This window comes from Microbulbifer sp. A4B17, assembly GCF_003076275.1.
Classification (GTDB): domain Bacteria; phylum Pseudomonadota; class Gammaproteobacteria; order Pseudomonadales; family Cellvibrionaceae; genus Microbulbifer.
The window spans coordinates 12659-36576 of record NZ_CP029064.1 but is presented as its reverse complement, the minus strand read 5'-3'; the positions used below and the strand labels follow the sequence as shown (position 1 = coordinate 36576).

Annotated in this window: 18 protein-coding genes; 13 read left to right on the top strand and 5 right to left on the bottom strand. The window is 53.3% G+C overall.

From position 1 onward, the window contains the following. Positions 1–63: 63 nt before the first annotated feature. From BTJ40_RS00135 to BTJ40_RS00125, 3 genes are all read right to left on the bottom strand, one after another. Entirely contained in the window at positions 64–1506 is a 1443-nt protein-coding gene (locus tag BTJ40_RS00135; protein ID WP_108731218.1) for a catalase, read from the bottom strand. Positions 1507–1714: 208 nt separating this feature from the next. Further along, on the bottom strand, positions 1715–2881 hold the full coding sequence (gene dprA, locus BTJ40_RS00130; RefSeq protein WP_108731217.1) for a DNA-processing protein DprA: 1167 nt from the start codon (positions 2879–2881) through the stop codon (positions 1715–1717). A 77-nt stretch (positions 2882–2958) separates the two neighbouring features. Further along, on the bottom strand, positions 2959–4029 hold the full coding sequence (locus BTJ40_RS00125) for a LysM peptidoglycan-binding domain-containing protein (RefSeq protein WP_108731216.1): 1071 nt from the start codon (positions 4027–4029) through the stop codon (positions 2959–2961). Positions 4030–4212: 183 nt separating this feature from the next. Between BTJ40_RS00125 and def the strand changes: the two genes are divergently transcribed. The 9 genes from def (at position 4213) to BTJ40_RS00080 (ending at position 14282) form a co-directional block, all read left to right on the top strand. After that, the gene (gene def / locus BTJ40_RS00120) at positions 4213–4719 is read left to right on the top strand and encodes a peptide deformylase (protein ID WP_108731215.1); all 507 of its coding nucleotides are present in this window, start codon (positions 4213–4215) and stop codon (positions 4717–4719) included. Positions 4720–4792: 73 nt separating this feature from the next. After that, entirely contained in the window at positions 4793–5740 is a 948-nt protein-coding gene (fmt, locus tag BTJ40_RS00115) for a methionyl-tRNA formyltransferase (protein WP_108731214.1), read from the top strand. 2 nt (positions 5741–5742) lie between these two features. Then, the gene (gene rsmB, locus BTJ40_RS00110; RefSeq protein ID WP_108731213.1) at positions 5743–7050 is read left to right on the top strand and encodes a 16S rRNA (cytosine(967)-C(5))-methyltransferase RsmB; all 1308 of its coding nucleotides are present in this window, start codon (positions 5743–5745) and stop codon (positions 7048–7050) included. A gap of 30 nt (positions 7051–7080) precedes the next feature. Beyond that, positions 7081–8466, top strand: coding sequence for a Trk system potassium transporter TrkA (gene trkA, locus BTJ40_RS00105; RefSeq protein ID WP_108731212.1), 1386 nt, complete (start codon positions 7081–7083; stop codon positions 8464–8466). An 86-nt stretch (positions 8467–8552) separates the two neighbouring features. After that, positions 8553–10004 (top strand): TrkH family potassium uptake protein, encoded by a 1452-nt coding sequence (locus BTJ40_RS00100; protein WP_108731211.1) that lies wholly within the window; start codon positions 8553–8555, stop codon positions 10002–10004. A 96-nt stretch (positions 10005–10100) separates the two neighbouring features. Then, a complete protein-coding gene (locus BTJ40_RS00095) occupies positions 10101–11132 on the top strand; it encodes an efflux RND transporter periplasmic adaptor subunit (RefSeq protein WP_108731210.1) in 1032 nt (343 codons plus the stop codon). Between the two features lie 46 nt (positions 11133–11178). Then, positions 11179–11874 (top strand): ABC transporter ATP-binding protein, encoded by a 696-nt coding sequence (locus BTJ40_RS00090; RefSeq protein WP_108731209.1) that lies wholly within the window; start codon positions 11179–11181, stop codon positions 11872–11874. Then, positions 11871–13031: an ABC transporter permease gene (locus BTJ40_RS00085; protein WP_108731208.1), complete on the top strand. Its 1161-nt coding sequence runs from the start codon at positions 11871–11873 to the stop codon at positions 13029–13031. The genes BTJ40_RS00090 and BTJ40_RS00085 overlap by 4 nt, the downstream gene beginning before the upstream one ends. Positions 13032–13094: 63 nt before the next feature. Beyond that, the gene (locus tag BTJ40_RS00080; RefSeq protein WP_108731207.1) at positions 13095–14282 is read left to right on the top strand and encodes an FtsX-like permease family protein; all 1188 of its coding nucleotides are present in this window, start codon (positions 13095–13097) and stop codon (positions 14280–14282) included. A gap of 33 nt (positions 14283–14315) precedes the next feature. Here the strand turns inward: BTJ40_RS00080 and BTJ40_RS00075 are convergent, their stop codons facing one another. Continuing rightward, the gene (locus tag BTJ40_RS00075) at positions 14316–15203 is read right to left on the bottom strand and encodes a lysophospholipid acyltransferase family protein (RefSeq protein WP_108731206.1); all 888 of its coding nucleotides are present in this window, start codon (positions 15201–15203) and stop codon (positions 14316–14318) included. A gap of 159 nt (positions 15204–15362) precedes the next feature. Here BTJ40_RS00075 and glyQ point away from each other — a divergent pair, with 159 nt between their 5' ends. The 4 genes from glyQ (at position 15363) to BTJ40_RS00055 (ending at position 22294) form a co-directional block, all read left to right on the top strand. Beyond that, positions 15363–16319, top strand: coding sequence for a glycine--tRNA ligase subunit alpha (gene glyQ, locus BTJ40_RS00070; protein ID WP_108735102.1), 957 nt, complete (start codon positions 15363–15365; stop codon positions 16317–16319). After that, on the top strand, positions 16319–18400 hold the full coding sequence (gene glyS / locus BTJ40_RS00065) for a glycine--tRNA ligase subunit beta (RefSeq protein WP_108731205.1): 2082 nt from the start codon (positions 16319–16321) through the stop codon (positions 18398–18400). Before glyQ ends, glyS begins: the two co-directional genes overlap by 1 nt. 57 nt (positions 18401–18457) lie before the next feature. Beyond that, a complete protein-coding gene (gene gmhB, locus BTJ40_RS00060; RefSeq protein ID WP_108731204.1) occupies positions 18458–19009 on the top strand; it encodes a D-glycero-beta-D-manno-heptose 1,7-bisphosphate 7-phosphatase in 552 nt (183 codons plus the stop codon). 303 nt (positions 19010–19312) lie between these two features. Further along, positions 19313–22294 carry a S8 family serine peptidase gene (locus tag BTJ40_RS00055; RefSeq protein ID WP_108731203.1) on the top strand — a complete coding sequence of 994 codons (2982 nt, stop codon included), beginning with the start codon at positions 19313–19315 and terminating at the stop codon, positions 22292–22294. A gap of 67 nt (positions 22295–22361) precedes the next feature. On the opposite strand, the gene BTJ40_RS00050 is transcribed toward BTJ40_RS00055, so the two are convergent. Beyond that, positions 22362–23636, bottom strand: a complete 1275-nt coding sequence (locus BTJ40_RS00050; RefSeq protein ID WP_108731202.1) for a serine hydrolase — start codon at positions 23634–23636, stop codon at positions 22362–22364. Between the last annotated feature and the right edge of the window lie 282 nt (positions 23637–23918).

Genomic DNA, 23918 nt, shown 5'->3' with positions numbered 1-23918 from the left:
TCCAATAGGATAGGTTTTTAGCATAAAGCACACGGAAATAAATTATTTATTCGAAAATCCAATTCAGCTTTTAGCCATCATTAACTTGACACCCTCTTCATAGTCTGTGTGTACCTTGGCAAACTGTGCCAATTGTCGCTGAACTATGTCATCCGGTACACCTGCCATTGCTTCTGCAATATTGCTGTATAAACGCTGCTTTTGTTCATCATCAAATAAATCAAACAACGCTCGCACCTGGGTGTAATCGTCATTACCTTTGCGGTGATCATACCTGTCAGCCGCTCCAGATAATGGTAGCGGTGGCTCTTTGGCTTTTAAATCCTCCTCCGGCCCAGAAAAACTATTGGGTTCATAAAAAGCATCCGGGTTACCGCTGCGAATACCCGTACTATTCATTTCACCATCCCGATAATAATTATGCACCGGGCAACGTGGTGCATTCACTGGGAGACTTTCGTAATGAGTTCCCAAACGGTGACGGTGTGCATCGGCATAGGAAAAAATACGTGCCTGAAGCATTTTGTCTGGTGAGAAACTGATACCTGGGACGATATTGGATGGTGAGAATGCCGCCTGCTCCATTTCCGCAAAATAGTCTTGCGGATTGCGATTCAACTCCATGGTACCCACTTCAATTGGTGGATAATCTCCATGGGGCCATACCTTAGTTAGGTCAAAGGGGTTATAGCTTGTTTTCCCGGCTTCCGCTTCCGGCATGACCTGAATCTGGAATGTCCATTTGGGACACTCCCCATTTTCGATTGCCGCATACATAGCTTCCTGATAACTCTCACGGGTGCGCCCAATCACTTCTTCGGCTTCCGCATTGGTAAAGTAATTGTGCCCCTGCTGGGTCTTAAAATGGAATTTGACCCAGAAACGCTCTCCGTTATGATTCCATAGTGAGAAAGTATGGGAACCATAACCGTTCATATGCAGTGGAGATATAGGCAAGCCACGATCGGAAAAAAGTATGGTCACCTGGTGAAGGCTCTCCGGGCACAGAGACCAGAAATCCCACATTGCCGTAGGGGAACGCAGGTGGGTGCGCGGATGCCGCTTTTGAGTGTGGATAAAATCGGGAAACTTGTAGGGATCTCTTACAAAAAAGACCGGTGTATTGTTACCGACCAAATCCCAGTTGCCCTCCTCTGTATAAAACTTCAGAGCAAAACCACGCACATCCCTCTCTGCATCGGCAGCGCCCAGTTCACCAGCCACAGTTGAGAAGCGGGCCAAAAGCGGGGTTTCTGTACCTGGCTGCAGTACCCGTGCACAGGTATAAGCAGAAACATCACCAGTTACTCTCAAAACCCCGTAGGCACCCCAACCCTTGGCGTGCACAGCCCGCTCGGGTATACGCTCGCGATTTTGGTGGGCCAGCTTTTCAATTAGCTGATAATCCTGGATCAGTAATGGACCATTGGGGCCCGCTGTCAGACTGTTTTGATTATCCGGAACAGGAGCACCGGCATCAGTGGTGAGTTTGGGTTTATCCGCCATGATCAGCCTCCACTATAGGAATCCACTGAGTATTAACGCTGTCACGGGGGTGTGCGAATCGATCGGCGGCTACACCATCAACCTGGGGTAGCTCTGAATAATTCCATAATTTTTCTGCGGGACTTGAGGGCAACTCGCCACAAACCGCAAGGCTCCTAACATGTGTTGCAACAAAGCAACAATATCTCAGACCCGCCCTACGGGGCTTTCATAGGGTGCCCAACTCTTCCTTGGCTTTTGTCGGTAATTTCTCCTCTGTATAACGGCTGCCTGCCAATGTTAACTGGTAAGCGCCGGTAAGCTGTTCTACCAGGCCTTCCAGCTCCATCTCCATTAATACAGCCATTAACTCACCTGGCTCGGAAGCCGTATCCTGAGCCAGCTGCTCGATACTGCGAGGCCCACCTGTAAGCGCTTTTATCAGTTGCCGGTAGGATGCAGGCACAGGATCGCACTTCGGTACATCAGTGCGTGTAGGCTCCGCCAGTAATCCGCCGAGCTGGCCGGCTACATCAGCACTGGTTTCGACCAGTGTCGCGCCCTCCCTGATCAGGTGGTGGCACCCCCTGGCCATGGGATTGTGGATAGAACCGGGAATAGCAAAGACCTCGCGATTCTGCTCAAGCGCCAGGCGAGCGGTAATCAAAGAGCCGGAGCGCATCGCTGCCTCCACCAGCAACACCCCCATTGAAAGGCCGCTGATAATTCGGTTTCGCCGGGGAAAGTTCTTCGCTTCCGCGCTGCTGCCGATGGGAAGCTCACTAACCAGCGCACCACCCGCTGCGAGAATATCCGCTGCCAGGGGGCGATTGTGTTTGGGGTAAATACGGTCAACGCCACTTCCCAGTACCGCGATCGTAGTGCCAGATCCCTGCAGCGCCCCCCTGTGTGCAGCGGCATCGACACCCAGTGCCAATCCCGAAGTGATAGCGAAGCCTGAACTTGCCAATTCTGCCGCGAACGCCCGGGCATTATCGAGCCCCGCCACTGTAGCTCGGCGCGCGCCCACCATTGCCACCTGAGGGAGGTTCAGCGCACGACTTTCTCCGCGGATATAAAGCACCGGCGGAGGCCGGGAGATTTCCGATAGCAGAGAGGGGTAATCAGGATCGCTGTGACAAACCAGCTGCACACCCAGGTCCGCACAGCGCGCCCGCTCTTGCTCAACCCAAAGGATGAGTTCACTGGCACCACTTCGGTGGGAGAGCTCCCGCCATTGGGATTGGGCCCGGGGAGATAACCTCTCTAGAAGAGGTTGGGGAAACTGGTCGAGCGCCTCTTCGGCAGTGGCAAAGTGCTCCAGTAGCTGCCAGTAGCGAGCCGGACCAATCCCCTCAAGACGCAACAACGCCATACTGGCGGTCAACGCATCCATGCGACTTACCATTTTCTGTTTTGAAGGCTATGCAGCGGGGCAAACAGCAACACCTGCCGCGAGTTAATCAAGCTCTACTAGGGGTTGCGCACCATATCCATCACGGCCAGCGGGCGTTGCGCATCCAGCACCAGGGCGAGGCTCATTTTTTCAAATGTTCGGAATACCATCAATTCTCCGGCACGGGTATCGGGAAGCCTCACCACCTCACCAGCGATACGATCACGAACCGTTGAACCGGCTTTATAAATCGCCAACACATTACCCGGCTGTAGACCTTCGCGTTCACCCACATTGAGAATCACGACATCAAATTTACCAATCTGGGTAACGCCTTCATCAACTCCTACAATCAGGCTATCGATAGTGATTGTGGGCGCACTGGGATGAAACAAAGCCTCAATTGACCGTTCTTCTACCGGCATCAACCGGTCATCAAGACGAACCTCACGGGCAGTACTGCGCACGCCCAGGGTCGCTACGGAAAAATCAGGGTTGTTATCTGGATCAAGTTGCAGGAGGTCAACAGAGCCAACTCCAAGGGCCTGACGTCCAAGAACCTCACCGGATACCGGATCGGTATAGACTGGACCAGGGCGATAAATGCCATAAGACGGCAGTGGTGTTCCAAAGTCACCGCGAGCGTAGATGGTATCTCCCGCCCCCATCAGAATATGATCATCGGAGCCGGACAATATGTAGGGCGTACCCTCAAAAGCGCCGGGCTCGACAATACGGGTGCGCGATAAAAAGGCGTTAATCGCATCCAGCGGAATCGCCGGGATCGCATCCTCTACCGCCTGGCGGCGGATCGATGGCGACAGTCGATTCCCATCAATGCCCGGCGACAGTTGATAGGCTCGGGGGCCGCGCTGCAGCTGTAACTGTGGCTGGCCATCGATATAAACAAGGCGCAGGCTATCTCCCGGATAAATCAGGTGGGGATTTTCCACCTGGGGATTTACCTGCCAGATCTCTGGCCAGTACCAGGGCTGCACCAAAAACTGACTGGAAATATCCCAGAGCGTATCGCCCTTTTGCACCACATAAGCGTCGGGGTGACTGGGGTTCAGGCGAACCTGATCCTGTGCTTCGACACCAAGGGCAACCGCTAACATCGAGATTGCGGCCAGGATAATTTTTTTCATGGAAGCATTCCTATGCTCTTTATCGCTATAATTCTCAGCGCCGGGCCACTCCCATCGCGGGAGCGAGACCGGACCCGGGCGCACAGCGCCAGCAAAAACAGGGGTCCACTCGGTAAATTTTGAGCGCGATCATAATGTTATCAGCGCACGTTCAACGAATACTAGAAGTTTGTCACAGGTGTTATGGCTAAACTCGAGATACTGGAATTTCCCGATCCGCGCCTGCGCGAGGTCGCTAAACCCGTCGCTGAGGTGACCGACGCCCACCGCCAACTGCTCGACGACATGTTTGAAACCATGTACGCCGCGCCTGGCATCGGTCTCGCTGCCACCCAGGTCAATGTGCAGGAGCGCATCGTGGTGGTGGATATTTCTGAAGACGGCAATGAACCCTACGGATTCATCAATCCCGAAATCGAAATACTGGACCCTGAGATCCACCAGTACGACGAGGGCTGCCTATCAGTCCCCGGTTTCTACGAAACCGTGGAGCGCCCGCGCAAGGTGCGTATCAAGGCCCTGGACCGCAATGGAGAACCTTTTGCCCTGGAGGCCGAGGGACTATTGGCAGTCTGCATCCAACATGAAGTCGATCATTTGGATGGCAAGCTGTTCGTAGATTATATCTCTCCGCTCAAGCGCAACCGCATCCGCTCCAAGCTGGAAAAATCCCAGCGCCGCCGCGCCTGATCTACGCCAGTCGCAGGAGCCTGGAGCTGCCGGCTTACGGCAGCTCTCCCACCCCTTACCTGAGAGCAAGTCAGTGAATATTATTTTTGCCGGCACCCCGGACTTTGCCGCTGTGCACCTGCAAGCCCTGCTCAACAGCGAGCACAATGTGATTGCCGTTTACACCCAGCCGGACAGGCCTGCGGGACGCGGTAAGAAATTGCTCGCCAGCCCGGTGAAACAACTGGCAATATCCCACGATATCCCGGTGTACCAGCCCTTTAGTCTGCGCGATGAAGCTGCCCAGGCTGAGCTTGCAGCTCTTGAGGCGGACATTATGGTAGTGGTGGCCTATGGCCTGATATTGCCGCAAGTGGTGCTGGATACCCCTCGCTTAGGTTGTATCAATGTGCATGCCTCACTGTTGCCGCGCTGGCGTGGCGCAGCGCCGATCCAACGTGCGGTGGAAGCTGGTGACAATGAAAGCGGTGTCGCCATTATGCAAATGGAAGCGGGCCTGGATACCGGCCCGGTTTTGGTGGAAAGCCGCTGCACAATTACCGGGTCCGATACCGGTGGCAGCTTACACGACAAACTGGCGGAACTCGGCGGTCCCTCCCTTCTCCAGGCCCTGACTCTACTGGAAAGCGACAGTGCCAACCCCCAGGTACAGAACCATGCGCAAGCGAATTACGCCAACAAAATCACCAAGGAAGAAGCGCAGATCGACTGGCAGCGCCCCGCTGCTGAACTGCATCGATTGATACGCGCTTTTAATCCCTTCCCGGTATGTTGGACCACTTACCAGGACAGGAAAAGTGAGCAGCGCCTGCGTATCTATAGCGCCGCCATCGAACAGGGCTGCCACAGTGATCAGCCCGGTACCATTCTCTCCAGTGACGACGAAGGTATTTTAGTGGCCTGCGGCCGCGAGGCCCTGCGCCTGCAATTACTGCAGCTGCCGGGCAAGAAAGCGCTGCCCGCAGCGGAAATTTTGAAAGGCTACCGGGACCAATTTACCCCGGGCACCAAACTGGGATAATTATGAGCAGAGATGTACGCGCCGAGGCCGCCCGAGTTATCGCCTCACTGCTTGAAGAACGCGGCTCACTGGCAAGGCTACTGCCAGCCGCCGAGAACAAAGTGGAGGAGCGCGACCGCCCTCTGTTGCGGGAGCTTTGCTACGGCTGTGCCCGCACAGCACCGCGCCTGAAATTAATCGCCTCAAAGTTACTGCGAAAAAAGGTCTCAGATATTGAGATCAATGCGCTGATCCTGTTGGGCATCTACCAGCTGGAGTACACCCGCATCCCCGATCACGCCGCCATATCTGCAACCGTCAATGCCGCGCGCAGCCTCGGTCTGGACAGAGCAACCGGGCTGATCAACGGGGTGCTGCGCAATGCCCTGCGCAACAGTGAACAACTCCAGCGCAAGCTATCCGGCAATCCACAGTTCAGCTCCATGCACCCGGCCTGGTTACAGCAGCGGATTAAAGCCGCCTGGCCTGAAAAGGCGTCAGATATCTTCCGCGCCAACAATGCCAACCCACCCATGACCTTGCGGGTAAACACCGCCAAGATCTCTCGCGCGGACTATTTACAACAGCTCGATGAAACCGGCCTATCCGCCGAGCCCTGTACTATTTCCCCGGTCGGTATCACCCTGGTTGAGCCGGTTTCAGTCACAGCGCTACCAGGCTTTGCCGAGGGCTTGGTCAGTGTGCAGGATGAGTCCGCGCAATTGGCGGCCCTGCTGTTACACCCGCAGGAAAATGCCCGGGTGTTGGACGCATGTGCTGCACCCGGTGGCAAGAGTTGCCATTTATTGGAGCAGGAATCCAGCATTCAGTTGAGCGCGTTGGATATTGAGGAAGACCGCCTGGTGCGGGTCGAGGAAAACCTCGAGCGCAACGGGCAGAGTGCCAAGCTTATCTGTGCCGATGCCACAGCCCCGGATGAGTGGTGGGACGGGCAGCAATACGACCAGATACTTCTGGACGCACCCTGCTCGGCAACCGGAGTAATTCGCCGCAACCCGGATATCAAACTATTGCGCCGGGAAGAAGACATCGCCGAGTTAGTCGCTTTGCAGGGCAAGGTCCTGCGCGCCCTGTGGCCCCTGGTTAAACCGGGCGGGCAGTTGCTTTACGCCACCTGTTCCAGCCTACCGGCGGAAAACAGTGAAGTCGTCGCAGCGTTCATTGCGGAGACTGAGGATGCGAGCGACAATACTCCCGAACTGCTAAACGATAAGCCCTGGGGCGAGAAACAAGTTACCGGTATGCAGCTTCTGCCCCAAACCGGCGGCGGTGACGGTTTCTACTACGCTCTGCTGAGCAAAGCCGAATAACAGCGGCGCAGACCGCGAGTCTCATCCGATATGAAAATTGTCATTCTAGGCGCCGGCCAGGTGGGCGGCTCTCTGGCGGAGGCATTGGCTTCCGAGCGCAATGATATTGTCCTGGTGGACAGCGACGAGAAAACCCTGCGTGAACTGCGCGACCGCATCGATATCGGCGTGGTACTGGGCCACGCCTCTCACCCGGATATTCTGATGGAGGCCGGAATTGAGGATGCGGATATCCTGGTCGCAGTGACTAACAACGATGAGACCAATATGGCGGCCTGCCAGATTGCGCACTCGCTGTTTCGCGTGCCCACCAAAATCGCCCGTGTACGTGCCTCCTCTTATCTGCAATACCCGGAATTATTCGATACCCAGGCTATCCCCATCGATGTACTGATCAGCCCAGAGCAACTGGTTTCAGAGTATATCTCCCGCCTGATGGAACATCCCGGTGCCTTGCAGGTGTTGGACTTTGCCGGCGGCCGCGTACAGCTGGTAACAGTTTTGGCGGTTCAGGGCGGGCCTCTTGTTGGGCACCAGCTGCGCTATTTGCGCGAGCATATGCCCAAGGTGGACACCCGCGTAGCTGCGATTTACCGCCGTAACCGGCCGATTATTCCCCAGGGCGATACGGTGATCGAGGCCGGTGATGAGGTATTCTTTATCGCCGCGCGAGCGGATATTCGCGCAGTGATGAGCGAGCTGCGGCGGCTGGAACACGGTTATAAACGGGTGGTGATCGCCGGAGGCGGCAATATTGGCTTGCGCCTGGCGACCAGGCTGGAGAATCGCTATTCGGTAAAAATTATTGAGCAGAGCCACGAGCGCTGTGTATTTTTATCCGAAGAGTTGTCCCACACCATTATCCTGCACGGCAGCGCTTCAGATCAGGAGCTACTGCTGGAAGAGAGCATTGAAGATACCGATGTTTTTCTCGCGCTTACCAATGATGACGAGGCTAATATCATGTCGTCCCTGTTGGCCAAGCGCTTGGGCGCACGTAAAGTAATGACCCTGATTAACAACCGTGCCTATGTAGACCTGGTGCAGGGTGGAGAAATCGATATTGCGATTTCCCCTCAACAAAATACGATCGGCAGCCTGCTGACCCACGTGCGCCGGGGAGATATGGTCAACGTCCACTCCCTGCGTCGCGGAGCCGCAGAGGCCATTGAAGTTATCGCCCATGGCGATGAACGCACGTCGAAAGTTGTGGGCCGCAAGATCGAAGATATCGATTTACCCGAAGGTGCCTCAATAGGCGCCATAGTGCGGGAAACGGAAAACGGCAGCGAAGTATTGATGGCTCACGATGATGTCATCGTGCAGAGCGATGACCACGTGATTGTCTTCCTGGTAGACCGTCGCCAAACCCGGCATGTTGAACAGCTGTTCCAAGTTGGTTTTGGCTTTTTCTGATCAACTAATTATTTCATTTTCCGGCGACAACGGTCTGCGCCGTCCAGATAACATTGCAACAAATAACGATAGGCTGATAGGCGCCAATGCGAATTGCGGTAATTGCGCGAGTTTTTGGAATTCTCTTGACGGTGTTCAGCCTGACCCTGCTGCCGCCGATCGGCGTATCCCTATGGTATGAAGATGGCACCCACAGCGCATTTGTTGCAGCCTTTGTAATTACCCTTATCACCGGCCTTTTTATGTGGTTGCCGGTGCACGATCTGCGCGAGGACCTGCGCACCCGCGACGGCTTCGTGGTGACATCACTGTTCTGGCTGGTACTGGGCAGCTTCGGTGCACTGCCCTTTATCATCAGTCCGCAACCGGACTTGAGTATTACCGACTCTATTTTTGAATCGATCTCCGGGCTTACCACCACTGGCGCTACGGTAATTACCGGGTTGGACTCGCTACCACCAGCCATTCTCTACTACCGCCAGCAACTGCAGTGGTTCGGCGGTATCGGCGTAATTGTTATCGCATTGGCAATCCTGCCCATGCTGGGCATCGGGGGTATGCAGCTGTACAAGGCGGAAATTCCCGGCCCGGTAAAAGATACCAAATTAACCCCGCGTATCGCCGAGACAGCCCGGGCTCTGATTGTTATTTATGTGATCCTCACGATTCTCTGCGGTATCGGCTACTGGTGGGCAGGCATGACGGTATTCGATGCCGTCGGCCATGCATTTTCCACCGTAGCCAACGGGGGATTTTCTACCCACGATGACAGCATGGGGTTTTATGCCCACAATCGCGCGATCATGATTATTTGTATCGTGTTTATGTTTACCGCTGCCATCAACTTCGGCCTGCACTTCTTTGCATTTCGCAACAGGACCCTCAGCCACTATTGGCGCGATTCAGAATTTCGCTTTTACGTTATGTTGATTCTTGGTGCCGGCCTGTTAGTCAGCTGTTACCTGTGGATCTTGAATATTTTTTCCCCCGGTAACAGCTTACTGCATGGGTTTTTCCAGGTAGTCTCGATCAGTACCACCGCCGGTTTCGCCTCGGAAAATTTCTCAGCCTGGCCAGTATTCCTGCCCTACGTTCTTTTACTGCTGGGGATTCTCGGCGCCTGCGCCGGCTCCACCTCTGGAGGAATTAAAGCGGTGCGCGGTATGCTGATTATGAAATCCGGTATGCGCGAGCTGAATCGCCTGGTTCACCCCAATGCGGTAATTCCTATCAAGATCAATCGAAAAATCGTTCCCGACCGGGTTACCGATGCAGTTTGGGGTTTTTTTGCGGTCTATGTATCGTCCTTCTTTATCCTCGCCATTATCGTGATTGCCACTGGCGAGGACTTTGTCACTTCCGTTACCACCGTCGCCTCCTGCCTGAGTAATATCGGTCCCGCCCTGGGCGAAGCCTCTGCCCACTATGGCGCGGTTAATGAAGTCGCCAAATGGTTCCTGATTCTCGCGATGCTGATGGGACGCCTGGAAATTTTTACTCTGTTAGTACTACTTACCCCAGCTTTTTGGCGCCATTAACGACACAGCATGTCATAGCCGCGCTAACGCGTGGCAATATTTTTTAGTTTCTGCCACAGTTGCTGTTTACAGGAAGTAACTAATAAAAAAGGCTGTATGAGCAGAGATACCAGCGCGCTGCTCGGTCAACTCAAAATTGATCGGGAAACAGCGCCCGAACCCAGTTCCCCATCGCGCAAAGTTATATTGGCGGCATCTGTCGGCCTAGTTACTGGCATAGTTATAGGCCTTGCCGGCGCTTCTCTATTTGCAGAAGACAGTACACCAGTGCTCCCCCAAAGTAGCGAACCTCAAGCCAAGACTCTCAGCTTGATTCCCAGGGAGGAAAAATTTCACGAGACCATTCTTAATGCTTCCGGCTATATCACACCGAGGCGCATGGCTACGGTCTCTGCTGAAGTAATGGGCCTGATCAGTAGTGTGGATGTCGAAGAGGGAATGCAGGTCGAGGAGGGGCAGGTTCTGGCCCGCTTGGATGATGCCAAAGCGCGGGTCGCGCTGGATTTTGCCCAGGCACAAATTCAAGTGCTTCAAGCCAAGGAAGCGAGTATTCACGCGAAGTTAAAAGAGGCTGAACGCCAATATCGGCGTTTTGCCGGACTTCGAGACAAAAATTATTCCAGCAAAGCGCAGCTCACCCAAAGTGAATCCTCGGTAGAGGGGTTACGGGCAGACTTAAAAAGTGCCCGCGCCAATATTCAAGTCGCCATTCTTGAAGCTGAGAGGCAGCGAGAACGCCTGGCAGATCATATTATCCGCGCGCCTTTTGCCGGCGTAGTCACGACAAAAAATGCACAACCTGGCGAGATAGTTGCCCCCAGCTCTGCCGGCGGAGGTTTTACCCGTACTGGAATCTGTACCATCGTGGATATGAATTCACTCGAAATCGAAGTGGATGTGAACGAGGCCTTTATCGGCCGGGTCGCCAAGGGACAGAAAGTTAACGCCAACCTGGATGCCTACCCGAACTGGGACATTCCAGCTACCGTTATCGCCATCATTCCAACGGCCGATCGAGCCAAGGCGACTGTCCGGGTACGAATCGCTATCGACGACAAAGATGCTCGAATCCTGCCGGATATGGGCGTTAAGGTGGGCTTCCTCGCAGGCGAGGCCGCAGCTCCCTAGCAAACACCAATAAAAACACAACAGTATTTATAAGAGGGAATTTGAGATGTCAGAGGAAGTGTTGTTTCAGCTGAAGGATATCAGCAAAAGTTTTACCAAGGGCAAAGAGACCATTTCCATTTTTGAATCCCTGAATATGGAAATTGATCGCGGTGATTTTGTTGCCATTATGGGGCCTTCGGGCTCCGGTAAAACAACGCTGTTAAATATGTTGGGCGGCGTCGATCAACCCAGCGGTGGAGAGATATGGTTTGACAGCGAGCGCATTGACTCCCTCAATGAAGGCGCCCTAACCCGCTGGCGAGCAAGGAATATTGGTTTTATTTTCCAATTTTACAATTTAATGCCGATGCTCAATGCGCAGCGCAATGTAGAGCTGCCGCTACTGCTGACAAATCTCTCCAAATCTCAACGCCGCCACAGCGTGGAAACCGCACTGGCCCTGGTGGGATTAAGTGATCGGGCAAAACATATGCCCAGTGAAATGTCCGGCGGGCAACAACAGCGTGTCGCCATCGCCCGCGCCATCGTTTCCGATCCAAAATTGATTTTGTGTGATGAGCCCACCGGTGACCTGGATCGTGCCACAGCAGATGAAATTCTGGAAATGCTGCAATTGTTAAACCGCGATCACGGCAAAACCATCGTGATGGTTACCCATGATCCCGCGGCTGCAAGATACGCCAAGCGCACCCTGCACCTGGATAAAGGACAATTTGTGCAGAGGGAAATAGTGGCATGAGTGATTTCTATTTGGTTTTTAAAAATATGACAAGGAAGCCCTTGCGGCTATTCCTTACCTGCTTTGCTATTTTTATAGCCTTCTTGATTTTCGGTGCGGTTACCAGCCTCAAGTCCGCATTAAATTCCAGCGTGGAATTATCCGCTGATAATCGCCTGGTGGTATTCAATAGAATCAACTTTACCCAGTCACTACCCATTGCCTATGTGCAAAAGGTTGCTACCGTCGAGGGAGTGAAACATGTTACTCATCTCAACTGGTTTGGCGGTTATTTTCAGGAACCCAGCCGACAGGTCGTTTCAATGGCTGTAGATCCAGAATCCTATTTAAAAGTTTATGAAGAAATAGTTATTCCCGAGGAACAAAAGCAGGCCTGGTTTAACAATCGGCAAGGGGCTTTGGTTGGGGAAAAACTCGCGCAGATTTACGGCTGGAAAGTGGGCGATAGGATTCCTTTATCCTCCAATATTTTTTCACACAAAGATGGTGGCTATACCTGGGAATTTGTAATTTCCGGGATTTTTAAAGGAGATACGGAACAGTACGATACACGCCAATTATTGTTTCATTATAAATATTTCATGGAGACACAGACTTTCGGTGGCGACTGGATTGGCTGGATGGCACTAACAACCGATGATCCCGCCATCAATGAAAACGTCGCAAAAACTATCGATGATAATTTTGCCAACTCGCAGAGTGAAACCGATACCAGTACCGAGAAAGCCTTTAATAAAGCCTTTATTGAACAAATCGGAAATATTGGCTTAATTATTTTTTCTGTGGTGTTTACTGCCTTTTTCACCATATTGGTAGTGGTTGGCAACACTATGGCGCTGGCTATTCGCGAGCGTACCGGGGAAATCGCCGTATTAAAAACCCTGGGTTTTTCCAGCACTCGTATTTTCCGAATGGTGCTGTCGGAGTCCCTGTTAATTGCCTTTGTCGGTGGCCTTTCCGGCCTGGCCGCAGCCTGGCTGCTGGTCGAAGGGGTAAAAACCTTCCTTGCCCGCTTTTTGCCCAACTTGATTTTGGATGGGGATATCGCCCTGCAAGCCATTCTATTTATGTTGTTGTTGGGCCTGATTACCGGGCTGATGCCAGCCTTTCAGGCTCTGCGACTTAACATAGTAACTGCATTTAACCGACAACAATAAACTGGTGCCCCACTGAAACTACACAATGGTTTTCACTGGGGAAGCCTTAAAGGAGAAGAAATTATGGGTTCTCTTGTTGCACAAATTGTTTCGGTAACCCTGATGAATCTGGGCAGCCTGCGTCGGCGCCTGTGGATGTCACTGGCCATGGTATTTGCCTCGGCAGTTGTCGTCGCAATCCTGCTGGCGTTTCTCGCTATGGCCAAGGGATTTGAGGCGACCATGAGTGGGGCCGGCTCCAGCCAGATCGCTATCCTGATGCGAGAGGGGTCTGCCAGTGAAATCAACTCTGTAATCCTGCAGGACCAGGTCAACCTGATTGCGGAATCGGCCGGTGTTGCCAGGGATACGAACGGCCCGCTGGTATCACCGGAGCTCTACGTTATTGTCGATGGCCTGAAGAAATCCACCGGCACCGAAGCCAATATCCCCCTGCGCGGTCTCAATGAAACCGGCATGGCCATGCGCAATAATATGCGTATGGTGGAGGGGCGTATGTTTACTCCCGGCACTAACGAAATGATTGTTGGTGAAGGGGTATTGCGTGAATTTAATGGTTTCGAAATCGGTAAAGAAGTGCGCTTTGGCAAAAACCTGTGGACAGTTGTTGGGGTCTTTTCCACAGGGGGTAATATATTTGAGAGCGAGCTGTGGGCAGATATCAAAATTATCCAAAGTCACTACAACCGGGGTAACAGCTACCAGTCAATCCGTTTGCAATTGGAGAATAACGGCGATCTCAAGCCCATTCAGGAAACCATTAAGCGCGAGCCCCGCCTGAACCTGGAAGCGCAAACCGAACAAGAGTACTTCGCCAGCCAGGGTAAACAACTGCAATATATCGCTACTTTTGGCTGGATTATCAGCTCTGTGATGGCGCTAGGCGCACTGGCCGGAGCTCTCAACACCATGTATACCTCGGTAGCGGACCGGGCTCGTGAAATCGCTACTTTGCGCGCGTTGGGATTCAGCAACTTCTCCGCATTCTGCGGCACTATTGCTGAGGCTATGGTTTTAGCCGTTGCCGGGGGGCTTTTGGGTTCCCTGGCTGCTTACCTGTTTTTCGACGGTCTCAACACCTCAACTCTTGGAGGCAGTTTTACCCAGGTGGTGTTCAGTTTTGAGATGTCCCCAGACCTGTTTGTGCAGGGCGCCGTATTGGCGCTGGTGATCGGTTTTATCAGCGGCTTCTTCCCAGCCTGGCGCGCGGCACGCATGCCGGTTGTGGTCGCTTTCCGGCACGCGACTTAAATAATTTTATGTGGGGGCTTCTATGAAGAGCCCCTACTTTTTCTTGCGGTAAATTTTACTCTTGCCTTCCGGCTGTTTCCTGAAGCGCTTGTATTCCCACTGATACTGCTCTGGTGCCTGGGCAATACAGGCCTCCACCCCCCGATTCATCGCCGCCAGGGAAACTTTCTGCTCATCGCTATAAATAGCCTTTTCCGCAGGGACAAATACCAGCTCAAAACCACCTTCAACACGCTTGCCGAAACCAAACACCACATGGCAATTAGTGCGCTGTATCAAATTGTGAACCAAGGTCATCGTTAATGCGGGGCGCCCAAAGAAAGGAGCAAAATCACCGCCCATATCCGGCTCCTGATCGGGAAGTATCAGGGCAAAATTACCGGCTTTGAGAGCCTTAAGTAGCGAGCGAACCCCGTGTACGTTGGTGGGAACCATCTTGCCACCGGTCACTTCCCGCCCATTGCGAATAACCGGGTCCAAAGCTTCAATTTTGGGAGGCTGGTATAGCACTGTGCAGGGAGCCAGGGTACCTACATGCAAGCCAAAAATTTCCCAATTGCCCGTATGCGGCATCAGTACAATTGTACCGGTCCTGCCTTCTTCACTCCCGTCGAGCAAGTGCTGGTTGCGCACTCCCACAATCGCATTCTTACTTTTGGCCCAGGGGGTGTTCCATAGGGCCGCCATCTCAAAGCCGGTCATTGCAGTACTGATCACGCTCTCTCTGGCGAGCCGTTCGCGCTGCTTTGGGTCCATGGCCGGATAGCACAACTCCAGGTTTATACGGCTCAGACGCAGCCCCTCGGAGCGCGTCCACACTGCAATTTTGCCAACGAGTAAACCGAGGCGTCGCGACCAAGACAACGGCAGTTTGCCAATGATTTTCAGTGCCCCTACTGCAAGGCGCCCTTTAATATCCACTGAATTACTTCCTATCCACAAAAGCCATTTTGAGACGGCTATCTAGTTCGAGAATGAACATTGACACCTCCGAAGCGGCTATAGCGCTTTAAGCACAGGAGCCGCTGCCGCTATAATTGCGTCCCTTTGCCCACAGCAGATACTGATCCGGAGATAGCGGTGTCCAAGCAATACGATCTCAGTACCTTTCAGGGACTCATTTTTGCCCTGCAGGATTATTGGGCGCGCCAAGGGTGCGTCATTCTACAGCCTCTGGATATGGAAGTGGGCGCCGGCACCTTTCATCCAGCGACCTTCCTCCGCGCCATAGGCCCGGAAAACTGGAATGCGGCCTATGTACAGCCCTGCCGCCGCCCCACCGATGGCCGCTACGGCGAGAACCCCAACCGCCTTCAGCACTACTACCAATACCAGGTAGTAATGAAACCATCCCCGGACAATATCCAGGAATTGTACCTCGATAGCCTTCGCGCCATGGGCGTAGATCCCTCTGTCCACGATATTCGCTTTGTTGAGGACAACTGGGAATCCCCAACCCTGGGCGCCTGGGGCCTCGGCTGGGAAGTTTGGCTGAATGGTATGGAAGTTACCCAGTTCACCTACTTCCAGCAGGTTGGCGGCCTCGAGTGCTACCCAGTTACCGGCGAGATCACCTATGGTCTTGAGCGTATCGCCATGTACCTGCAAGGTGTCGAGTCTATCTACGATTTAGTGTGGACCCGCAACCCGGATGGCAGCCCCGTCACCTACGGCGACGTTTTCCATCAGAATGAAGTGGAAATGTCCCACTACAACTTTGAACATGCCGATGTGGAGTTCCTGTTCTCGACCTTCGATCACTGCGAGCGCGAGAGCACGCGCCTGATTGAGCTGGGCCTGCCGCTCCCCGCTTACGAGCAAGTTATGAAGGCCTCCCACGCCTTCAACCTTCTGGATGCGCGCCACGCTATCTCAGTGACTGAGCGCCAGCGCTATATCCTGCGCGTGCGAACTCTGGCCCGCGCCGTGGCACAGGCTTACTACGATGCGCGCCGCGCCTTAGGCTTCCCCATGGCAGATGAAGCACTGCGGGCAGATATTTTGGCGGAAGACATCGAGCAAGAGGAGAAGCAGTAATGGCTCAGGATTTTCTGGTAGAGCTGGGCACCGAAGAGCTGCCACCCAAGGCGTTACACAAATTGATGAGCGCTTTCGCCGATGGTATTACCCAGGGCCTCAAAGGCGCCGAGTTGTCTTTTGGCGAAGTTAAAGCCTACGCAGCTCCCCGCCGCCTGGCCGTAGCGGTATTCGGCTTGGCAGACAAACAGCAGGACAAACAAATTGAAAAGCTGGGCCCGGCTGTCAAAGCCGCTTTCGATAAAGAGGGTAAGCCCAGCAAGGCCGCAGAGGGTTTCGCCCGCAGCAACGGCGTAACCGTTGAAGAGCTGGGACGCAAAGAGACCGACAAAGGCGAGCGCCTGGCCTTTATCAGTGAACAGAAAGGCGCTGAAACCGAATCCCTGTTAGCGGGCATTGTCGAGAAAGCCTTGGCTCAACTGCCAATTCCCAAGCGTATGCGCTGGGGTGCGCGCCGCGAGGAGTTCGTGCGCCCGGTGCACTGGCTCGTCATGCTGTTTGGCAACCAGGTAGTAGATGGTGAGGTACTCGGCTTAAAAGCCGGCAAAACCAGCCGTGGTCATCGCTTCCACTGCAATCGCGAGCTGGAGATCCACTCCGCCCACGACTATGCACAAGTTCTGCGCGAACCCGGCTATGTAATGGCAGATTTCGCCGAGCGCCGCGAAGCCATTCGCGCCCAGGTGATCGCCGAAGCCAATAACGTTAATGGTGAAGCAGTCATCGACGACGACCTGCTCGATGAAGTGACTGCATTGGTGGAATGGCCTGTCGCCCTCACCGGCCGCTTCGAAGAGCGCTTCCTGGAAGTACCCGCTGAAGCCCTGATCTCCTCCATGAAGGAGCACCAGAAGTATTTCCATGTGGTAGATGAAGATGGCCAATTGCTGCCTTTCTTTATCACCGTGTCCAATATCGAGAGTCAGGATGCCGCCCAGGTTATCCACGGCAATGAGCGCGTAATTCGTCCGCGCCTAGCGGATGCCGCCTTCTTCTTTGAGACCGACAAGAAGACCAGCCTGGAATCGCGCCGCGAGAAACTGCGCCAAATCGTGTTCCAGCAGCACCTGGGTAGCGTCTACGACAAGACTGAACGAGTAGCTGCCCTGGCGCGCACCATCGCTGAGAAAACCGGAAGCGACGGCGATTGGGCCGAGCGCGCCGGCCGCCTGTGTAAATCGGACCTGGTTACCGAGATGGTGTTCGAGTTTGCCGATATGCAGGGCATCGCCGGCTACTATTACGCCGAAAATGACGGCGAGCCGTTGGATGTGGCCAAGGCCATGTACGAGCAGTATATGCCCAAGTTTGCCGGTGACGAGCTGCCCGCCAGCGACACCGGCACTGTAATCGCCCTGGCAGATCGCCTGGATACTTTGGTCGGTATCTTCGGCATAGGCCAACCCCCCAGCGGCTCTCGCGACCCCTTCGCTCTGCGCCGCGCCAGTCTGGGGATCATCCGTATCCTCGTAGAGAAGCGTCTCGACCTGGACCTGCGCGAATTGCTGGAACTGGCCCGCGACAACTATCCGCGCACCGCCCTGGGTAAATATGACAAGGTGGTGGAACAGACTCTGCAATATGTACTGGAGCGCTTCCGTGCCCGCTACGAAGACCAGGGTATCGCCACCGAAGTATTTATGTCCGTTGCCGCACGCAAGCTGTCGCGCCCGCTGGATATCGACAACCGTGTGCACGCGGTCAACGCGTTTAGCCAGCTGCCGGAGTCCGGTGCTTTGGCCGCCGCCAACAAGCGTGTTTCCAATATCCTCGCCAAGTTAGACGGTGCTGTGCCGAGCAACGTCGATGAAGCTCTATTGCAGGAGGAAGCGGAGAAGGCACTATTCGCCGCCGTACAGGTTGCCCGCACAGAAGTTGAGCCGCTCTATAGCGACGCGCTCTTCGCCGAAGGCCTCGCGGGCCTGGCAGGCCTGCGCGAAACCGTAGACAACTTCTTCGACCATGTAATGGTGATGAGCGACGACGAGCAACTGCGCAACAATCGTCTGGCCCTATTGGCTCAGCTGCGCGCACTGTTCCTCGAAGTTGCCGATATTTCCCTGCTGGTTCCTGCCAAGTAATGACTTGCTGAGGCGGGGCATTACCACCCGCCTCGCAGAACAGGGAGATACAAATATATGGCAATTATCATTCTCGGCCGCGATGGGGTGATCAACGAAAACCCGGATAAATTCGTCAAATCCGCCGACGAATGGCATCCTCTGCCCGGCAGTATTGAAGCGCTGGCAGCGCTCAGCCAGGCCGGCCATCAACTGGTAATTGCCACTAACCAGAGTGGACTGGCGCTGGGGCAATTTGATCTGGATGACCTGGAGGAAATGCATTCCAAAATGCGCACTCTGGTGGAGGATATCGGCGGTGAAATCGCCGCGATTTTCTACTGTCCCCACGGCCCTGAAGATAACTGCCGTTGCCGCAAACCCCTGGCGGGCCTGCTGGATGCTATCGAAGCGGAATTCGATACCAGCCTGCACGACTGCTACCTGGTCGGGGACAAACTCGCAGACCTTTACCTGGCCCTGGAAAAGGGTTGTAAACCTGTTCTGGTAAAAACTGGTGCAGGTGAGCAGACATTACAACACCTTATTGATCAGCCCGAGCCCCGCCTGGCCGCCACCTCAGTATTTGATAACTTGGCGCATTTTTCAAAATTTCTTCTCTCACATTAGATCCCCTTTAATATTCTTTAAAAAATAATTTTTGCGCCATATTTCAAACTTGACGCACTATATTCGACATAACACGTTTAGCGGTACGCCAAGTTATTGAGTTGCACGACACATTCCTATAAAAGCAACTGGCGGGTGAGCAAGCCCATTGTTGTATCGGCGATTCGTGCCAGGCCATGGATGGGCGGGGTTTGAGTGGCGCTCTGAGTAGTTCTGCCGGGGGAAATGGAGGTTTGCCCCCAGTAACGAGCTCTTTTAAGCCTTTTGTTGCCGCCTGCACAAAACAACAAAAGGGATATTCCAATGAAAAGAAAAATTCTTTCTGCCCTGGCGGCGGGCATGCTGCTATCCGGCAGCAGTTTTGCCGAGTCAGTTGGGGAGAAGTTTGCCCCCAGTCAGGAAAAACCAAAAAAAGTCTATATCGTTCAGCTGGAAGCTGAACCTCTGTCCTCCTACAGCGGTACCATCCCCGGCTTGTCAGCCACCAAACCGACCAGCCGTGGCAAACTCGACCCCCAAAGCAGCAGCTATCGTCACTACTCCGATTTCCTTAGGTCGCGTCGTGAACAAGTTCTATCCACTGTTCCCAGCGCACGCACAGTTCATGAATATGACACCGCTTTTAATGGCTTCGCGGCCGTAATGAGCGAAAAAGAGGCGGCTGCTCTGCGCGGTCGTGCCGATGTTAAAGGTGTTTGGGAAGATGAATTACTAAAGCCCCATACCGATTCCACTGCGGACTTCCTCGGCATCACAGATATGCCCAGCCCCTGGCTCTGGGGTATTACTGGTGAGGATATAGTGGTGGGCATTATCGACTCGGGAATCCACCCTGAACACCAGAGTGTCGCCGACATTGCTACACCGTTGCAGGGTAACCTCGGGCCCCATGTTCCCTACGGTTCTATTCCCGAGTCCTTTACAGGCGAGGGCTGCGAATTCGGCAACAGCGACCACAACCCCAGCGATGCCGCATTTACCTGTAACAATAAGCTGATTAAAGCCAAGTCATTTTCCGATGCCTTCCTGGCCAACAATGAATTGGCAGATTACGAATTCCTGTCAGCCAGGGACGCCGACGGGCACGGCACACACACTGCTACCACAGCCGCCGGTAACTATGGCGTAATTACTCCTGATGGAAAAACCCTCACCGGCATGGCACCACGAGCCCGTATTGCAGTGTATAAGGTTTGCTGGGATGCTCCAGATCCCGACGATAGCGGCTGCTCATCGGCTGACTCCATGGCGGCCATTGATGAAGCCGTGGCCGATGGTGTGGATGTCATTAATTTCTCGATAGGTGGCGCCAGCACCACCTTTAGCGGTGCCGATGACATCGCATTTTTATTTGCCGCCGATGCCGGAGTTTTTGTCGCCACATCTGCCGGTAACAACGGACCTGGACCCGAGACCATGGGAACGCCTTCGGGAGTACCCTGGATAACCGCAGTGGGCGCTTCAGAAGATGACCAGAGTTTCGGTTTAGCCCTGCAGGTTTCCTCACCAGAATCAGTTTCCGGCATTTATGAAGGCCGTGAAGGCAACGGTACAGTAAGCCTTGAGGAGGTCGGAGCAGTATCCTCCGGTGTTGTTCTCAGTGAACCACTGGAAGCCTGCACCGAGATCACCAACGCAGAAGCTTTGGAGGGAGCTATTGCCCTGGTAAGGCGTGGGAGCTGCTCTTTTACCGACAAATATAATAATGCCGCTGATGCCGGTGCGGTGGCCATAGTGGTCTACAACGACGGTACTGCAGACGATCGAATAAACCCGATCACCATGTCAGCCCCGGATACCCGTATCCCCGGCATGATGATCTCTTACTACGAGGGCGAAACTCTCGCGGCCAGTGGCGGGGTTTCCGGTGTTATCGACCCCTCCCAATTGATCGCCAGAGAAGACCGTGTAGCTAACTTTTCCTCTCGCGGCCAGAATGGCGGAGCTCCGGATATTATCAAGCCGGATATCAGTGCACCTGGGGTTGGAATTATCGCGGGAATATCTCCGGTACTAAGCGGAGGAGAACTATTTGGAGCCCTGAGTGGAACCTCTATGGCCAGCCCCCATGTCGCCGGTGTAATGGCCCTGCTGAAACAGGCCAACCCCCACTGGAGCCCGGCAATGGCCAAGTCTGCGTTGATGACCACTGCCCGCAACGATCTGCGTAAATCTTACGGATTAGCAGATGCGACACCGTTTGATATCGGTGCTGGTGCCATAGTACCTCGCAGCGCCTTTAGGCCAGGTCTGGTCTATGATGCGGGCTTTAATGATTACCTGGCTTTTCTTTGCGGCGCTGAACTCCAGCCCGAGCTGGTCGATAGTGCAACCTGCGATGCTTTGACATCCCTGGGTTATTCCATCGATTCCAGCGACTTGAACCTCGCTTCTATGGGAGTTGCTGACTTAATCGGCAGCCAGACCATCAAGCGCCGAGTCACCAGTGTCGCTCCCGGCCAGCGTTGGTATTGGGCATCTATTAGCGCACCGCCCGGTATACAGGTAGATATCAATCCGAAGATACTTCGCCTGAGGGAGGGGGAAAGTGCTGAATTTGAGGTGACCTTCACCGCGACAGAATCCGCCGAAATGAACGCCTGGGTATTTGGCGACCTTACCTGGCGTTCAGTGGGTTCTCAAATTAGTGTACGCAGTCCCATAGCCATACGCCCTGTTCCAATGGCTGCACCACAGCAACTGACTGCAAGCGGCACCGATGGAAGCCTCGATCTCACTGTGGGCTTTGGCTACAACGGTAATTTCCAGGTAGACGTCACTGGCCTGGCCGAGGGTGAAGTCACCTCAACCACTATCGATGATGGTGATGTTCAGGTTATTTTCTTTGATGTCCCTGAAGGAACGGAGCTCGCACATATAGCTATGTTTGATGCGGATGTAGGTGACGGTAGCGGAAGTGATGACCTGGATCTGGAAGTTTACGGCCCTGCTCCAGACTACCCTGAAGTCGGCACCAGCGGTAGCGCGACTTCCGCTGAGTCAGTTTCCCTGGCTAACCCCTCTCCCGGTCAGTATGCCGCGGTTGTTGTCGATTACGCGACTGCCGCAGGCCCTACCGACTTTAGTCTATTCAACTTTAATTTGAATGGGGACAGTGGGAATACTATGGTGAATGCACCAACTCAAGCGCAAATTGGCGAAGATGAGGTGATTTCCCTAGAGTGGATAAATCTTGCTCCCAATACTCGTCACTTGGGTATTTTGAATCACGGAGACGGTGAAAAAGTATTTTCGCAGACCCAAATAGTAGTAAATACTCAATAGGCCTCACTCTCTGATCATTTGTGGTAAGAAGAACGAGTTAAAACCGGCCAGATTTTGGCCGGTTTTTTTATTCGCAATTGAGTTTATCCTGCTGATGAATAAAGGCGCTCGCTATCTCCAGAGATACTCGGCCAAAGTCCCAAAACGTTGTTGTTTTTCGATTGATATTCACAGCAACAGAAAGCTGATACTCCGGTATTATCATTAACCAACTCTGACTGCCGCGACTAACTCCGCCATGGTTAGCCACTCTCGTTAATCCCGCCTCAGGGATTTCTACTTCAGTCACCCGCCAACCCAAGGCATAGTTTTGTTCATTCACTTCACCACTGGCCAATTTTTGTGGCGTCCAAAAAATCTCACGGACTTCTGGGGACAAATAATCAGTGTTCAGGAACTGGGCACCCAGTCTTACCAAGTCACTGGGTGTAGAAATAAAGCCTCCCCCTGGTAGGCGATGACTTAAATCTACTGGACGCCATTCACGCAGGCGAAGGGCACTGCCAGACAAACCATTGCTTTTATAGAAGCGGGCAATATTGCGTTCTATACCACCATTTAACGGCGATACCTCTGTGCTGTTCATTCCGCTAGGCGTAAATACCTCATCCTGCATTACTTCCAGGTAAGGTTTGCCTTCAGCACCAGCCAAAACGGCCCCCAGAAGAACCGTGCCCAAAGTGCTGTAATAAAAATCGGTACCCGGTTCGAAAAGTAATTCACTAGCATCAAAAATTGCCAGAGCCTGATACATATCCTCGTAGTGAACATCCAGTGCCAGAGTTTGATACAACCCCAGCCAATCGGAGTTCTTTTTATAATGCGGCAAACCCGACATATGGGAAGCCAGTTGGCGCGGGGTCATTGGCTCCCAATCGGGGTTTGGTAGTGGTTCCAGATAATTTGAGATAGGTTTATCCAGTTCAATAACGCCCCTCTGTACCAAATGCGCCAGTGCAGTTCCTGTTAAAGCCTTAGATGTGCTACCAATACGGAAGCGCGTCTCTGTAGAAACAGGTACTTGTTTCTCTAAATCAGCCCAGCCGGCGGCCCCGGCCCAAACTACCGCACCACAAGCAGATACCGCTGCAGAAATTGCCGGGGCACCGATTTTCTCGCGATGGTTTTCAATTGCTTTAAGCGATTGCCCTGCGGCAAGCTGCAATCCGCTATCGTAGAGTTCTTGCGTAGACGGCGCCTTTGTGGGTAGAGCCTGCCATCCCAATGGACTCAACGGCACTGCATTTAGCGACCAGGCATAGAATTGATAAACTGGCCACAACAAATAGGCAAAACTACACAGAAACGTAAAGACACCCATTAATACAATCTTACGTCTCATGTCAATTCCTCATAAATTCTTAGGTCTTTTGCCCGATGTAAAAGTAAGCTTGGCACAACTGACTGTGTCGCTAGAGACATATTTACGACCATTTCCGACATAATTTAAGGTCGGCTGTGGGTTTAAAATTTTGTGCTGTTCTATTGTTTTCACAGCAGAGAACTATATCGAAATTTATTTTTAATTTTTTTCCAATCAAGAAGTATCTCATTAGCAATGCATATGAACTCTACCGTCATTACGGTATTCATAGGCTTACCAATACCTTTGAAAATATACTCT

Coding starts and splice junctions, on each gene's coding strand:
- BTJ40_RS00100 (WP_108731211.1), top strand. CDS start 8,553: ATGCGAATTGCGGTAATTGCGCGAGTTTTTGGAATTCTCTTGACGGTG.
- BTJ40_RS00050 (WP_108731202.1), bottom strand. CDS start 23,636: ATGAGACGTAAGATTGTATTAATGGGTGTCTTTACGTTTCTGTGTAGT.
- BTJ40_RS00090 (WP_108731209.1), top strand. CDS start 11,179: ATGTCAGAGGAAGTGTTGTTTCAGCTGAAGGATATCAGCAAAAGTTTT.
- BTJ40_RS00125 (WP_108731216.1), bottom strand. CDS start 4,029: ATGAAAAAAATTATCCTGGCCGCAATCTCGATGTTAGCGGTTGCCCTT.
- trkA (WP_108731212.1), top strand. CDS start 7,081: ATGAAAATTGTCATTCTAGGCGCCGGCCAGGTGGGCGGCTCTCTGGCG.
- glyS (WP_108731205.1), top strand. CDS start 16,319: ATGGCTCAGGATTTTCTGGTAGAGCTGGGCACCGAAGAGCTGCCACCC.
- BTJ40_RS00085 (WP_108731208.1), top strand. CDS start 11,871: ATGAGTGATTTCTATTTGGTTTTTAAAAATATGACAAGGAAGCCCTTG.
- BTJ40_RS00135 (WP_108731218.1), bottom strand. CDS start 1,506: ATGGCGGATAAACCCAAACTCACCACTGATGCCGGTGCTCCTGTTCCG.
- def (WP_108731215.1), top strand. CDS start 4,213: ATGGCTAAACTCGAGATACTGGAATTTCCCGATCCGCGCCTGCGCGAG.
- dprA (WP_108731217.1), bottom strand. CDS start 2,881: ATGGATGCGTTGACCGCCAGTATGGCGTTGTTGCGTCTTGAGGGGATT.
- BTJ40_RS00095 (WP_108731210.1), top strand. CDS start 10,101: ATGAGCAGAGATACCAGCGCGCTGCTCGGTCAACTCAAAATTGATCGG.
- rsmB (WP_108731213.1), top strand. CDS start 5,743: ATGAGCAGAGATGTACGCGCCGAGGCCGCCCGAGTTATCGCCTCACTG.
- gmhB (WP_108731204.1), top strand. CDS start 18,458: ATGGCAATTATCATTCTCGGCCGCGATGGGGTGATCAACGAAAACCCG.
- BTJ40_RS00055 (WP_108731203.1), top strand. CDS start 19,313: ATGAAAAGAAAAATTCTTTCTGCCCTGGCGGCGGGCATGCTGCTATCC.
- BTJ40_RS00080 (WP_108731207.1), top strand. CDS start 13,095: ATGGGTTCTCTTGTTGCACAAATTGTTTCGGTAACCCTGATGAATCTG.